Annotated in this window: 13 protein-coding genes; all 13 read right to left on the bottom strand. The window is 57.6% G+C overall.

Annotated features, from left to right (window positions below; genetic code table 11):
* Positions 1-178: 178 nt before the first annotated feature.
* A complete protein-coding gene (gtfA, locus tag RS75_RS23980) occupies positions 179-1,645 on the bottom strand; it encodes a sucrose phosphorylase (protein WP_045025113.1) in 1,467 nt (488 codons plus the stop codon).
* Between the two features lie 161 nt (positions 1,646-1,806).
* Positions 1,807-2,838 (bottom strand): aldose 1-epimerase, encoded by a 1,032-nt coding sequence (locus tag RS75_RS23975; protein WP_012654922.1) that lies wholly within the window; start codon positions 2,836-2,838, stop codon positions 1,807-1,809.
* A gap of 41 nt (positions 2,839-2,879) precedes the next feature.
* A complete protein-coding gene (locus tag RS75_RS23970; protein ID WP_012654923.1) occupies positions 2,880-4,538 on the bottom strand; it encodes a Na/Pi cotransporter family protein in 1,659 nt (552 codons plus the stop codon).
* A 371-nt stretch (positions 4,539-4,909) separates the two neighbouring features.
* Positions 4,910-5,884 carry an aldose 1-epimerase family protein gene (locus RS75_RS23965; RefSeq protein WP_041724011.1) on the bottom strand — a complete coding sequence of 325 codons (975 nt, stop codon included), beginning with the start codon at positions 5,882-5,884 and terminating at the stop codon, positions 4,910-4,912.
* 20 nt (positions 5,885-5,904) lie between these two features.
* Complete coding sequence (locus RS75_RS23960) at positions 5,905-6,801, bottom strand: TIM barrel protein (RefSeq protein ID WP_012654925.1); 897 nt, start codon at positions 6,799-6,801, stop codon at positions 5,905-5,907.
* A 22-nt stretch (positions 6,802-6,823) separates the two neighbouring features.
* Positions 6,824-7,351, bottom strand: a complete 528-nt coding sequence (locus RS75_RS23955) for an NUDIX hydrolase (protein WP_012654926.1) — start codon at positions 7,349-7,351, stop codon at positions 6,824-6,826.
* Positions 7,352-7,551: 200 nt separating this feature from the next.
* Entirely contained in the window at positions 7,552-8,370 is an 819-nt protein-coding gene (locus RS75_RS23950; RefSeq protein ID WP_012654927.1) for an inositol monophosphatase family protein, read from the bottom strand.
* Entirely contained in the window at positions 8,363-9,163 is an 801-nt protein-coding gene (locus RS75_RS23945; RefSeq protein ID WP_012654928.1) for a glycerophosphodiester phosphodiesterase family protein, read from the bottom strand. Before RS75_RS23945 ends, RS75_RS23950 begins: the two co-directional genes overlap by 8 nt.
* Before the next feature lie 92 nt (positions 9,164-9,255).
* Entirely contained in the window at positions 9,256-10,053 is a 798-nt protein-coding gene (locus tag RS75_RS23940; protein ID WP_012654929.1) for a glycerophosphodiester phosphodiesterase, read from the bottom strand.
* Between the two features lie 96 nt (positions 10,054-10,149).
* Positions 10,150-11,025 (bottom strand): ABC transporter permease, encoded by an 876-nt coding sequence (locus RS75_RS23935; RefSeq protein ID WP_045025111.1) that lies wholly within the window; start codon positions 11,023-11,025, stop codon positions 10,150-10,152.
* An 11-nt stretch (positions 11,026-11,036) separates the two neighbouring features.
* Positions 11,037-11,963, bottom strand: a complete 927-nt coding sequence (locus RS75_RS23930; RefSeq protein WP_012654931.1) for an ABC transporter permease — start codon at positions 11,961-11,963, stop codon at positions 11,037-11,039.
* Positions 11,957-12,829: an ABC transporter ATP-binding protein gene (locus tag RS75_RS23925; RefSeq protein WP_012654932.1), complete on the bottom strand. Its 873-nt coding sequence runs from the start codon at positions 12,827-12,829 to the stop codon at positions 11,957-11,959. Before RS75_RS23925 ends, RS75_RS23930 begins: the two co-directional genes overlap by 7 nt.
* Complete coding sequence (locus RS75_RS23920) at positions 12,826-13,686, bottom strand: ABC transporter ATP-binding protein (RefSeq protein WP_012654933.1); 861 nt, start codon at positions 13,684-13,686, stop codon at positions 12,826-12,828. The genes RS75_RS23925 and RS75_RS23920 overlap by 4 nt, the downstream gene beginning before the upstream one ends.
* Between the last annotated feature and the right edge of the window lie 85 nt (positions 13,687-13,771).

The following is a 13,771-nucleotide window of genomic DNA, read 5'->3' as shown; positions in this document are numbered from 1 at the left end:
TGCACTCATCGCCCTCAATTGCGGTAAGATCGGTCAGCTTGTCCAGCCAATGCTGCATTCTCTATCTCCTTCTAGGCGTTGCCAGTATCCTCGTCGTCGCTGTTCGTCCGACAGTGTCTCGAGGACATCGATGGCTGAACTTCAGATGGGATGTCGCTTCCCGATCTCACCAGCTTGCTCATGCGACGTCTCCTGAGAATGTGAAATCGTAGCAGCCTGAAGCCGTGATCGTTGCCTTGCCTTGGGAGAACGAAACTACTAGCCGAGCAAACTCGGCGTCGAAATTCCAGCTTAGAACAAGGCTTCCGGTGTCATCGGTTGCTACCTCGAACGATCCATTGAAGGCCGGATGGGTGTTACGGAAGCGGATCAAGTCCGACAGTCGTTTGACGAGCGGCGATTCAAGAGCGAGATCAATTTCCCGGTCTTCAAAAAAGCGCCGATTGATGTCACGCCCGACGCCCGTCTTTCCCAGCAATTCCATGTCATTGATCCCGCCCAGGAGACCGACGTAATAGACTTGCGGAATACCAGGCGCGAAAAACTGGATTGCGCGGGCGATGAGGTAGTCGTTGTCGCTGCGGCCGAGCGCGTCGTAATAGGTGCAGTTCACCTGATAGAGATCCAGGTTAGAAGCTGCAGCGCCTGTTGCCAAACGGCTCTGCCCCTCCGAACGCCTGTGGATCTCCTCGACCAGATGGTCGATCGCCTGCGGTTCCAGAAGGCCGGCTCGGCCATGGCCGTGCGCGCCGACATCGATGACGCCGATCCCGTCGTGAGTGTCGAGGACGGTGATTGCGTTGCGAGGGCTGATCTCCAACCAACGCGCCAGCGCTGTCGCATCGCCCGTGAACAATGAATGCAATATCAGTGGCGGCAGCGCGAAATCGTATACGCGGTCAACCTTCCTGGCGATTTCGATCTGGTCACGATAGTAACTGTGAATTTCGACAAGAACCTCCATCCCGCGATCCCGTGCCTTCTCGGCCAGCTTGGCAAGGAAGGCATAGGTCTCATCAATCATGAAGCAACTGGTTCCGGCCTTCTTGATCGCGTAGCCGGCGGCATCGAGGCGGATTGCCGTTACGTTGGCTTCAGCAAAGCGATCAAGGATAGTCTCCAGGTATAAGGCGCCATGGGCACTGTGGACATCGATGTCGATCTGTTGGGGGGTAAATGTGGTCCACAGCATCCGCTGGCTGCCATCTCCAAGCGTGGCCTTTGAAAACGGCAGCCCAGGGCGTGGCCTATAGATATTCAGGAGATCCTGCTCGCTGGCACCGCGGGGAAAGACCTTGCCGAATGTCATGAACATGTCTGCGAATTCTGAATCAGGACCTTTTGCGATGAAGTCCTGGAACCAGCTCGATTGCGCCGAGACATGGTTGACAATGAGATCGGCCATGATCTCCACGGAGCCGGCCAGGGTGCGAACATCATCCCAGCTACCGAGGCGAGGATCGACAATCGTGTGATCGGTGGGATCGAACCCGGCATCAGCGCCGTCTATCGGGTTGAAGAAAGGCAAGGCATGGACGCCGCCGAACAGGCCTTGTAGCCTCCCGTCGAGCAAAGCTCTCAACTCCGGGAAACCACCTCCGCTTAACCGGTCGACGTAGGTGATAAGTTGTACACTGTTTTTCATTCAAAACTCTCAGTCTACTGTCTGGCGCTTGAGGTACGTTGGTCTTCGATTTCTGTAAGTTGCTTCAGTCGAGGATGGTCGACTTTCCCCAGGACAGCTGTCGATCAAGGTCCTCTCGTCCAAAAAAGAGCATCGAAAGAGCCTCGCCGATGAGATTGTTGTCATGATCTCTCGCCTTCCTCGTACGTGAATCCGCACCGGAAGGTTCGAGTTATCCCCGGATCGAGAAGTAAGTGTTCGATGCGACCCGGCAGATTGAAGGCGTTTGTCAAATCTTCAACGGGTTCGAGCGCGATGGACCTGCGTCGATCCCTCGCAAGGGTGTCACCCGTGAAAACGTGCATGTGCCCGCGTTCTTGCCATACCGACAATTTCGCTCCAGAGCCCGGATCAATAAGGATCGTGCGTAGAGTGCCTCTCTCATTCACGAGGTTCGTAAAGCAGCAATCGAGAACCCGATCCCCAATCCTCTCCGGCTCGTTGAAGGTATCGACGTCTCGAAGCTTCACCTCGCCGTTCGACGCGACCTTGGGGATGAGATCAACGGTTTCGACAACAGACCGCGATGGAACCTGCAAAATCAGATCATCGATCGCGGTGGTTCCGGGCAATCTGAAATAGGGGTGCCATCCAGCAGCATAGGGAGCTCGCTGTTTGCCGAGGTTCGTGGTGGCGATCTGAAGCTCGACCTCATGTGCAGAAAACATATATACAACGGAGATTCTAAGATCGTACGGGTAGCCGGTGGCGCCGACATCTGCCGTTTTATGGATGAGCTCGATCCGGAGATTGTCTCCGTCAGAATCGACCTGACCAAGCGCAAAAAGCCTGACACGTGCAAATCCGTGATAAACCTCATCTTCGCCTTCGGCGATCGGCGAAAGCTCGTGGACACGGCCGTCGTAATCGAATCGACCTCCTGTGAGGCGATTGGTAAACGGAGCGAGGATTCCATTGCGGACGCCGTTCTGCGACTTCAGCTCGTGCAGGTCACGATAGCCGTCAACGAGGCTTTCGTCTTCCAGACCATCGACGCTTCTTGGCCACCAGTCGAGAAGCGTGGCGCCTTGCAAAGCTATTCGGGCACGGTACCGGGGCCCTGTAACCTCGATCGTTTCCATCCCCTGTATCGTCTTCGCCAATATCGTCGTATGGCTTTGTCCTGAATTGGTACTGAGCACCAGTTTCTCCATAATCGAGCGTCCGACCCATCGAATTGGGTCGTCGAATGTTCCTATGCGTCAGGCGCAGAATTGCTGGTGAGAAGCCGGCTTTCTCCAAGCAGGCCCTCTTCGTCCATGATTGGATGCGCCACCGAGGTAATGTGAGCATTGATCCTTTTGAGATCGCGAAGGATGTCGAGATGAAGTGAACTCGTTTGCAGGCTGTCGGCGCGCCCGTCGCGCAAGCGTTCCAGATGACGCTCCGAAGAGCGTTTCTCCATGCGGCGAACGTCGATCTTCCTTTCCATCAGCTGCGTGGCGAGTTTTATGTCGCGAGTAATCAAGATCGTTTGCGCGATCCTGAGGTTGTCGATCGTCAACTGGAAAAGCTGCTGGAGTTCCTCGAAACCATCGTCTGAGAACTTCAGGCCCTGCGCGACCTTTTTCGTGACTTCGGGCACCAGGCCTTTTTCGATGATGTCGCCGATATGTTCGAGATTGATGGCGTAGTCGATGATGACAATGGATCTGCGCCCCTCTTCCTCCGACAGCCCGTTCCGTCCCAGCTTTGATAGATAGACTTTGATCTCCTGCTGCAACCGATCGACCTGACGCTCGAGAGAGGGAATGTCCGTCAGTCTCGCGGTGGTGTTCCGGTCGAAGGCATCGGAAACCTTCAGGAGCATCTTCTCGATAATATCGCCGACGCCGAGCACCTCTCTCGCCGCACTGGCCAGAGCGACGACCGGCGTCGAAAGTTCGTCCGTGTCGAGGTAGTTGGGTGTGTTTTCCGCCCGGGTTTGATCCGGGATGAGAACTGCCATCCAGCGAGCGATAAGCCTTGAGCATGGCCAGGCGAGCGCCGCAAGCGCAAGGTTAAAGGCAAGATGCGCATCGACGGGAAGTTTCGATGGCGGGAGCGGTATCAAGGCGAGCCATTCAGCCAAGGACTGGGCGATGGGCAAGGTCAACAAACAACCAATCGCCCGGACGATCAGGTTGCCGAGGGTCACACGCCTCGCGGCGCTTGAGCCTGACAGCGATGCAATCACGGGCGGAATGGCTCCTCCGAGATTTGCACCAAGGACCAGTGCGACGATGAGGCCACCCGACGGCATGCCTGCCGACGTCAGTGACAGAATGAGGATGACGGCGGCGAGGCTTGACGATGACACGAAGGCAATGACGGCTGCGAAAATCATAGCCACCGGCCAGGCGTTGTCGAGCAAACCGATAAAGGCTGCAAGCGCCGGAGAATGCCGCAAAGGCTCGGTCGCGGTGCTCAGCAGATGGAGAGAGAGCAACATAAGGGCTATGCCGATCAGCGCCGCTCCTGCGCCTTGGCGAGATGTCGAGCCACTTCGATGAAGTATGATGCCAAGAAAAAGGAGAACGGGTGAAATCCATTCTATGCCGGTTGCCACAATCCAAGCCGTGACAGCCGTTCCAACGTTGGCGCCGAGCAGAACTACCTGCGCCATCCTTGGCTTGATCAGCTCCCGTTCCACAAAGGCCGAGACCATCAGTGCTGTTGCTGTGGAGCTTTGAAGGGCGACGGTGGCGACGAAGCCGGAGAGGAATGAACGGGGACTGCTGCGCGTTCCCGTTGCGAGACCAGATCGCAATCTGGCTCCCAATGCGCGGGTCGCGCCGTCCTTCACCTGAGAAAGGCCGAACAAGAGCAATGCCACGGCGCCAAGCAGATTGATCATGACGATGGTCGATTCCAACGGCTATTCCTTTCTCGATCGGCCGGGCACACCGTACGACTGAACGTTGACCGCTGAAGGTGATGGTATGGACACGGGTTTGGCCGACGCGCGTCGCGCGATGAGGATCCTCACGTATTTCGTCGATCCAGCAGCTTGAAAAGGCCGGTGGACAGCAAGGGAGGATCGCTGCCCACCGTTATCCTGCCGACTTTGCCACGCGGGCAGGATAAGTGTCTTGTTTTGGCGAAAGGCGCTGGCCTTGGTGGGAGCGACAGGGAAGAGCTCAAGCTTGCTTGTCTCTTGATCTGCACCAGCAGACATCGGTCGCCAGGGAGCTCTTGCCATTTCGCGAGGCCCCTCGCGCGGGGCTATGTGCTTCGATCCCGCCGTCATTCTTGGGTGAAGCTCAATAGCAAAGAATAGCTACGGCTCTCACCAGGGCCGAGTTTTCCTCCTTCAGCCGGCCGAAGATCCGAGCGCGGCTCGATGCCAAGCGCAAAGACTCCCGACTGATATGCCCGCCATGCCGCGAACTTAGGAAGGGCGGTCTGGTCATATTTCAAAGAGACGGCAAACCCACACGTCGGGTTGTGAAGTCTGATCGGTGCCTCGTGTGGCGTTACACGGAAATCGACGTGGTCGACTTTCTCGCCAAAGCCATCCTGTGGAACGGGCGGCGTGGAATTGATCTCAGCGAGGATCCCCTCCGGAAGTCCGGCGATCGTCAAGCCGTCATCCAGAAAGGGATAGCCGAAGTTCAGATGATAGAGGATTGCATGGTCCGAAGGTCGGAAGCTGCGGTTCGTAATTGTGTCTTCAATGATCAGAGCGGTTTCGAAAACGGGGAGGGTGATCTTGCGATGCAGTTCCAAAACCTCGCCAAAGACGCTTGCCTGGCGTACGATCCCCTCGCATACGATTCTCAAGGTTCCTGGTTCTACAACATATCGATGCAGTCGCGCTTTCTCAGTCGAGATCCTGCCATGCTGGGGCATCCTCCGGGTTCTCAGGTTGGGATAGTTGTAGTGCCCAACGTCGGCGTCATAAGGCCTGCTGTACTGATCCAGGCCGCATGTGACCATGAAGCCATCGAAATTGCGGAAAAAGCCCAATCCTTCCTCGGAGTCGGGATCGTGGGTCGGAAACACCATTTGAGTCGGAGAATGCCATCCGACATTGGTGCCTCTGAACGACAGGCCCGAAACATCGAAGCCTCGATCGACCGCGATTTCGAATGCGACGCCATTTGCATTTCGGCCGATCAACAGTCGCTGGCCGCGCCCTGGTCCGTCGTCCAGCGTCACAAGCCGAATATCTGCCAGAGCACGCAGATCTGCTGTTCGTCTTAGGAGATCAGTATCCATGTCGAAGCCCTCGGCCATCTTCATCGACCTCGATTTAAGTCGATCAGCTCATGGGCGCGCTGAAGGCAGTCCGGTTGTTCGCTGCGATAGCGAGAGTTGATCTCCATCATCAGGATGGTTTCCGGAAGGAAGTCGAGTTCGGCAAAGATTTCGTCGAAAGGGATATCGCCCCACCCGAGAGGCATGTGTAAGTCGCCGATACCCAGTGCCGTGTATTCCTGGGGGAAATGTCCCTTGTAGAATTCAAACGGTCGGCCAAAGGAATCGTGGACATGCAGATGACCAGCGACCGGGGCCATGGCGCGGAGCTGATCGCGAAAATCAAGGCCCCGATAGGTTGATTCGAGATAGGCGTGACTGAAGTCGATCAGGGCTACGACATTCGGGTGGTTGACGGCCTTTACCGTCGCCGCAACCTCGGCCGGAGTTTGACGATACTGGCCCGGCTCTGTGGTAAAAATATTCTCGAAAGCGATGCGAACACCGTATCCTTTGGCGTGCTCGCCCAATTCGGACAGGGCTTCGCGTTGGCGCTCGTCAGCGCTGGCGCGTTCAGCAACCTGGTCGGCGCGAAGAAACCCCGCGTGCTGGACGAGGACGCGCGCGTTAATGCTGTCGCATATCTCGACCAATGCCTTTGCAGCATCGACCTGATACCGGTGCGTGGCGGGGTCCATGAAGTTCGAGGACACTAGGCCGTGGACGGTATAGCGAAAGGAGAATGTCTGAAGCAGGGTCCTGAGCCGATTGGCTCGCTCTTTGATGATACGGCCGCCCGCGATCAGATCGAGGCTGGAGAGGGCCAGTTCGACCGTGTCGACGCCGATTGACTGAAGCCGGCGCAGATCTCTCTCGAGGCTGCCAAGCTCGCCGTCTGCCGATGCCGTATTGAAGCCGGTTGCAATGATATTGCTCATAGTGATTTCCGCTCCTCATGTTTCAGCCCGCCTTGGAGGCGCCGCCTGCGGTCCGTTGCTTTTCTCGTTGTTCCAGCCTCGCGAAGAGGCCGCGCAGTTCCGGCTCTCCGACCGCAGATGCCGCCGTGCTCGGGCTGAACCATTGAAGATCGCGCTGATGGCGCTCCGGAAAGTCATCTTCCATTGTCTGGACATCGAGAAGATGAACCTGCACCGTTGCCGGGATGAGCTCACCGTCATCGAGCCTCTTGACATAGGTGAAGTGACCCCAAGCCTTTTTTCGGACGCGCCCCCGGACACCTGCCTCTTCCCAGGCCTCCTGGCTTGCGACCTCGTGCGGCTTCTTTTTCCCCATTGGCCAACCTTTGGGTATGACCCATCGACCGGTCCCGCGGCTGGTGATGAGAAGAATCTCAATTGGGCATGAACTTTCGCCGGTTCGCCGGTAGCAGATCGCCGCGTACTGGGGCCTGCTCTCTCTGTTCCAGAGCTTGTCTGCTACCAGGGTCAACCGCGTTAAAGCTGTTTGTCCTGCAGGTTCACCGGGCATGGCGTGATCCACCCTCAAATTGAGAAAGCGATGGCGGCCATCCTCGGTGAGGGGCACGCTCTACGAACTGAATGTTCCTTTCCGAAGCAGCATCGCCCTGAAACAAGGGACCGCGCTCGGCTTTTGAGGGGCGCCGCGACCAGCAATGACGCGGCGCCCGGATTGCGAAGAGGTGTCCAATCAAACCGCCAGGGCCGCGACTATGCAGCCGCAGAGACCTTTTCGATCAGCGGGCGCACCTTGCTGAGGAATTCCTCGCTTCCACACGCAAAGCGGAGCTTCGAAGAGAGATCGATGCTGTCCCAGTCGATCGTATTGGAGATACCCAGATTGCTGAGTATCGGCAGTGCTGCCATCACATCCCAGGTCGAATCCCCGAGCGACACGTAGCCGTCGGTCTCGCCCATCGCCACTTCGATCATCGACAGCGTCGCCGCCCCGCAGAACCGGAAGCTGATATTCAGGTCATCCGAAATAAAGCGAATGACCTCCAGCCGGTCAGCCGTCGATGCCGAGGGGTGATAGCTAAAACCGGTCGAGGCGCGCGACATATCAAGCGCAGGCAGCGGCTTGATCGGTTGACCGTTGAGTTGAGTCGGAACAGTCTTCCCGCCGACCAGAGTCAGATCTCGAACAGGCGCATAAATCACCCCAAATGATGGACGACGGTTCTCGTAAAGGCCGACCGAGATTGCCCAGTTCTGGCCGCCGCGGACGAAGTTGAATGTTCCGTCGATCGGATCGATGACCCAGACGCGACCGGAGGTACCAGCGATCTCGCCACTCTCCTCACCCATGATGCCGTCATCCGGGAATGCCTTTCGCAAGCTGGCAATCAGAAATTCCTCAACGTCCTTGTCAGCCTCGGTAACGAGATCAAGGTGTCCCTTTGTCTCTACCGGAAGGCTCGACAGGGAACGAAAGTGAGCAAGGGCGCGCTCGCCGGCTTTGCGCGCGATCTTCTCGACAATGGCCGCGGTATCTTGGCCCGCAGACTTCGGATTATTCTGATCAGCCATTTGCTTCTTCTTTCAGCCTTGCAACCTGTGCGACGTCGTCTCCGAGTAGCTGGTCGAGCTGACCATCGCGAATCCCCTGAACGACCTGAGCTTCGACATTGACGCCGTACTGCATCAGCTTTTCGTGATGTCCGGCTGGCAAGTAGCAGAATGCCGCGAAGCCCTCGTCCCGAAGCTGGCGCGCCTCGCCGCTGGCGAAGTGGTAGATCTCAATGTTCATCGCATCGAGATTGGCCTGGCGGGCAATAGCGGCGGGGTCGATCAGGCGGGAGTGCATGAGACCAACGGTCGGCACTTCCGGTATCGCTGCTTTCACGGCCTTCAGCTGGACATAATCGAACGAGGAGAACTGAATAAGGTCGGCACAACCCAGTTGGTCGACGAGCGCTCTCAGCTTCGGGAAGAAGATGTCATTCTGGTCGTAGATCTTGAGCTCGACCTGATAGATCATGTCGAGTTCACGGGCGAGCTGAAGGGCATCTTTCAGCAGCGGGATCCGTTCTCCGGCAAATTGTTCGCCGAACCAGCTTCCGGCGTCGAGCCTGGAAATCTCCGAATAGGTCATGTTCTGGACGAGACCGCGACCGTTGGTGGTCCGGTCGACCGTCTTGTCGTGAATGAGGACCAGTTCGCCATCGCGCGTGATCGAGAGGTCGGTCTCGCAGGTGACCTTGGGGCCCCCGAATTCGGATGCCTTTCTAAAGGCTGTGAGCGTATTCTCCGGAGCGCCGGCGCTATGGCCTCGGTGACCACCAAGACGCAGAGTCTGCGGCGTCATTCTAAGCGGATTCATTTTCTTTCCTTTCGTTCAACCGAACTGCGCGTTGGGAGATCACGCAGGTAATTTCTGTCGGCATACAAAAACTGCCCATCTCCAGGCGGATGTCAGCTTGCGCTGCGCACGACGCGTTCGACCCAGGCAACGTCGTCGCCCAGCAATTGGTCGATATGTCCATCTGATATCCAACCGGCCACACGGCGTTCGATATCGTCGCCATAGGAGGCTCGACGCTCGATCTCCTTTTGGGTTGCGATGACGACGACAGTGGCTGCGATGCCATTCCTGTGGAGCAGGATTGCCTCCTCTGGCGAGAACCGGTGCCAATCGAACTGAAGCGCATCGAGATGCGCCTCTTTCGCAAGCGCGACCGGATCGATGAAGCTGGTGTGGCTGAGACCGACGGTCGGGACCTTCGGGATCTGTCTCTTGATGTCCCGAAGTTGCCTGAAGTCGAGCGACGAAAACCACACGACGTCGTGGGCATCCAGCTCATCGAGCAACGCAGCCGTCTTCGGAAAGAGCAGGTCGTCCAGTCCCTGAACCTTCAGCTCAAGTTGCAGCAGCATCCCGTTCTCCCGGGCAAACACGATGGCCTCGCGCAATGTCGGTACGCGCTCGCCTTCAAACTCCGGAGAAAACCAACTGCTGACATCGAGCGCCTTGAGTTCGGCCAGCGTCATCTTTGACACCAAGCCTTTGCCGTTCGATGTGCGGTCGACCGTGGCATCATGGAAAAGGATCAACTCACGGTCGGCCGACAGGACCAGATCGGTCTCGCAAATGGTTGCACCGAGCTCCTTTGCCATGCGGAAGGACGCAAACGTGTTTTCAGGCGAAGCGACAAGGTGACCGCGGTGTCCGCAGATATGAACTGTCCCGGTCTCTGATCGTAAAATCGACATGGTATAAATCCTGTCACTGGCTAAGTACGCCGTCCGGACGCCGGTTGTGGACTATCTGGCCGGAGTGGGGCGTCAGACGAAATTAAACCGTTCCGGTCATTTCAGCGTGGGGTCGAAGATGTCGCGCAACTGATCGCCGATAAGGCTGATGGTCAGTCCAAGTACGAAAATGACGACTCCGGGAACGATCGAAATCCACCATTCCGTCATGATGTAGTCGCGGCCTGCACCGACCAGCGATCCAAGGCTGACCATCGGTGGCTGCACACCGAGCCCAAGGAAGCTCAATGAAGATTCCAGAATCAGAACCTCGGGCATCACGACCGTGAACGTGACGAGCACGATGGCAAGAATGTTGGGAAGAACGTGCTTCACCGCGATACGGAAGCTGCCGGCGCCATTGCGATGCAAGGCAGCGATATACGGTTTTTCCAGTTCAAGACCGGCCATGGTCCGCGTCAGTCGCGCGAAACGCTCCCACCCGAACAAGCCAAGCAGGCAGATGAAGAGCGTCAGGCTGTTTCCGAGGAAGGCCAATACCGTTAGTGCGATGATGATAAACGGCATGGATGCCTGGAAATCGACAGCTACCCGGATAATGGCATCGGCGAGACCACGGCGAAAGGCGGCAATAAGGCCCAGCGTGGTGCCGATGGTCATGCTGATGATCGCCGCACCGAGCGATATCATGATGCTCATGCGTAGTGCATAGAAGATGCGGCTGAGGATATCGCGCCCCATCTCATCCGTGCCGAACCAGTGCACGGCGCCGGTCCCGACGTGAAGCGGCGGCATCTTACGCGCCTTCAGGTCAACCTGAGCAAATCCGTATGGTGCCAGTTTGTCGGCGAAGACGGCCAGGCAAATAGCTGCAACCATCACGAAAAGGCACATGGCCAGCAGAGGGTTGATGCGCGGCAGCTTCGAGACGAGGTCGGAGCTCTTCGGTGTAGCGGGCGTAAGATCTGTCATGGATGCCTCCTTCAAGACCGGTTCGAGTAGCGCAGGCGCGGGTCAGCCAGCGTCTGGAGGAAATCGACGAGCAGATTTGCACTGACCATGGCGATCGTGATGAGAATGACGATAGCCTGCACGACCGCGACATCGCGGGACGCCACGGAACTGATGAGGAGGAGGCCGACGCCGGGCCATGCGTAGACGGCTTCAACGACCGCCGATCCACCGATCATTCCACCAAGCAGAAATCCGAGCAGTGTCAGAAGTGGGAGGGCCGCGTTCGGCATCACATGCCTGACGATAAGTCCCCACTCCGAGACACGACGCGCGCGCGCCGCGAGGATATAGCGTTGGCCCATGACCTCGAGGGCGCTGGAGCGAACGAACCTCGCGATGACTCCCGCGTTGTAAAGACCGATTACCAATGTGGGCATCACCAGGTGAGCGAGCGTCGATCCTCCGCCGGACGGCAGGATCCGCAATTTCACGGCGAAGAGCTGGATGAGGAGAATTCCGGTCAGAAAAGTCGGGACGGAATGGGTCAGCACAGCAAGGCCAATCACGGTCCGGTCGACGATACCGCCACGGTAACGTGCGGCCACGATGCCGAGTGGAACACCGACGACGAGAGCAAGTACAAGTGCTGCCGCCATGAGCTGCAAAGTGGCCGGAAGCTTTCCGAGGACTGTACCGAGCGCGTCTTGGCCGCTACGTAGCGACACTCCGAAATCCCCGGTCAGCATGCGCCCGATATAAGCGAAATACTGTTCGGTGACAGGACGATCCAGGCCCCATTGCTGGCGCAGCATCTCGATGACCTGGGGTGGGGTCTCGACACCAAGAAGCGAAGTCATCGGATCGCCGCTGATGCGAAGCATGACGAAGGTGAAGGTGATGACGAGCCAGACCGTTAAGATTGCGCGCAGGACTGCGCTGGTCATTGTGTTCAGCATGATGCAGCCTCCGTAGGTATCTGGCGGTTGGATGCGAAATCCGCCGAATTTGCCCGGCGCCTGCCTTTCGGGACGGCCGCGAGCAGTTTCACCGTGTAGGGATCGGAGGGCCCGGCAAAGACTTTTGCGGTCGGTCCTGTCTCCACCACGCGACCGGCCTGCATCACGACGACGCGATGCGACACATGCCGCACCACGCGCACATCATGGCTGATGAACAGGATGGAGAGACCGCGCTTCTCCTGAAGATCGAGCAGGAGATTGAGAACCTGTGCCTGGACCGACACGTCCAGCGCCGAGACAGGTTCGTCGCAGAGCAGGATCTTCGGTTCGGCAACGAGCGCCCTGGCGATGGCGGCGCGTTGCCGCTGGCCGCCCGACATCTGATGGGGATAGCGGTCCAGCATCGCGCTTGGAAGTGCGACTGCATCGAGCGCATCCCTGGCCATATCACGCCGATCTGTCTTGCGTCCGATCGAATGAATGGCGAGCACTTCCTCGATCTGGTGACCGATCGTATGGCGCGGGTCGAAAGCGCCAAGCGTATCCTGGGCGACGACTTGAAGGACACGTGCCAGGCGCCGACGGTTTGGCCGGAGATACGTTTTGAATGGCTCGCCGAACAGCTCCAGCGATCCGCTATCGGGATTGCGGTCACCGCAAAGAAGTGCGGAAAGGGTCGATTTACCGCATCCAGACTCACCGACCAGACCGAGCGTTTCGCCCTGGCCGAGGGTGAGGGAGACGCCGCGGACGGCATGGTGACCCTTGCGGCTATTCGGCAAAAGTGAAAAGCCGGATTTGTAAGTGAAATCGAGATCGCGGGCTTCGAGAACGGTCGTCCTGCCCAATGTTTCCAGACTCATGGCGAGAGCTCCGTTTCGTTTGTTGATGCTACGGCTTCGAGCCGCCAGTTCTGAGGCATTTCCACCAACCTGGTCAGCGGTTCGCCGTGTCCTGGCATCGCGTCCAGCAGGAGGCGTGTGTAGGGATGGCTCGGCCGCTCGTAGATATTCTCAGTCGTATCGATTTCCATGATTTCGCCGCCGTACATGACGACGATGCGATCACAGACCTCGGCGATTAGATCGAGATCATGGCTGATAAAGATCATGGCGATGCCGCGTTTACGGACCAACGAAACGAGAAGCGAAACGACCTGGGCCTGAACAGTAACGTCCAGGGCCGTCGTCGGCTCATCTGCAATGACCAGGTGCGGTTCAAGAGCAAGGGCCGTTGCGATCATGACGCGCTGGCACATGCCTCCGGAAAATTGCGAGGGGTAGTAGTGATAACGCTTTTCAGGCTCGTCGATCGCGACGTCCTTCAGGAGCTGCAGTGCTATCTTGCGAGCTTCTTCCGCAGAGTGTCCGGCACTTCTTGCGGCCTCGGCGATTTGTTCGCCAACAGTTCGCACCGGATTAAGACAGGAGACCGGCTCCTGGAAAATCATACCGATCGGTGGAAGCATTTTCGACGCAAGTGCCCCTGGCAGATCGGAGGCTTCAAATGCGTGGCCGCCGATCGTCACCGTACCGGAAGCATGAGCCATAGCCGGCAGGAGGCCGGCTATGGCGAGGCAGGAGAGCGATTTTCCCGAACCGCTCTCTCCCACGATCCCAAGAATTTCGCCTTCCTTGACATCCAAAGAGACGGACTTGACTGGAGTCAGTTTCAAAAAGGAAATGCTCAAGTCTCGAATGGAGAGAACGGGTTCACTCATTGGCGCAACCTCATTTGGTGGTGTTTGCGAAGGACAGGCTTTGGGCGCCGAGGTCCATGGCGAAAGTCTGCTTAGGCTCCCACTT

This window comes from Rhizobium nepotum 39/7 (assembly GCF_000949865.1).
In the GTDB taxonomy this organism is placed as follows: Bacteria; Pseudomonadota; Alphaproteobacteria; order Rhizobiales; family Rhizobiaceae; genus Agrobacterium; species Agrobacterium nepotum.
The sequence above is the reverse complement of the archived record's forward strand: the minus strand, read 5'-3'. Positions and strand labels throughout refer to the sequence as shown.

What these genes read in the sequence shown, in the direction of transcription:
- gtfA (WP_045025113.1), bottom strand. Translation starts at nt 1,645, where the DNA reads ATGAAAAACAGTGTACAACTTATCACCTACGTCGACCGGTTAAGCGGA.
- RS75_RS23975 (WP_012654922.1), bottom strand. Translation starts at nt 2,838, where the DNA reads ATGGAGAAACTGGTGCTCAGTACCAATTCAGGACAAAGCCATACGACG.
- RS75_RS23965 (WP_041724011.1), bottom strand. Translation starts at nt 5,884, where the DNA reads ATGGATACTGATCTCCTAAGACGAACAGCAGATCTGCGTGCTCTGGCA.
- RS75_RS23960 (WP_012654925.1), bottom strand. Translation starts at nt 6,801, where the DNA reads ATGAGCAATATCATTGCAACCGGCTTCAATACGGCATCGGCAGACGGC.
- RS75_RS23955 (WP_012654926.1), bottom strand. Translation starts at nt 7,351, where the DNA reads ATGCCCGGTGAACCTGCAGGACAAACAGCTTTAACGCGGTTGACCCTG.
- RS75_RS23950 (WP_012654927.1), bottom strand. Translation starts at nt 8,370, where the DNA reads ATGGCTGATCAGAATAATCCGAAGTCTGCGGGCCAAGATACCGCGGCC.
- RS75_RS23945 (WP_012654928.1), bottom strand. Translation starts at nt 9,163, where the DNA reads ATGAATCCGCTTAGAATGACGCCGCAGACTCTGCGTCTTGGTGGTCAC.
- RS75_RS23940 (WP_012654929.1), bottom strand. Translation starts at nt 10,053, where the DNA reads ATGTCGATTTTACGATCAGAGACCGGGACAGTTCATATCTGCGGACAC.
- RS75_RS23935 (WP_045025111.1), bottom strand. Translation starts at nt 11,025, where the DNA reads ATGACAGATCTTACGCCCGCTACACCGAAGAGCTCCGACCTCGTCTCG.
- RS75_RS23930 (WP_012654931.1), bottom strand. Translation starts at nt 11,963, where the DNA reads ATGCTGAACACAATGACCAGCGCAGTCCTGCGCGCAATCTTAACGGTC.
- RS75_RS23925 (WP_012654932.1), bottom strand. Translation starts at nt 12,829, where the DNA reads ATGAGTCTGGAAACATTGGGCAGGACGACCGTTCTCGAAGCCCGCGAT.
- RS75_RS23920 (WP_012654933.1), bottom strand. Translation starts at nt 13,686, where the DNA reads ATGAGTGAACCCGTTCTCTCCATTCGAGACTTGAGCATTTCCTTTTTG.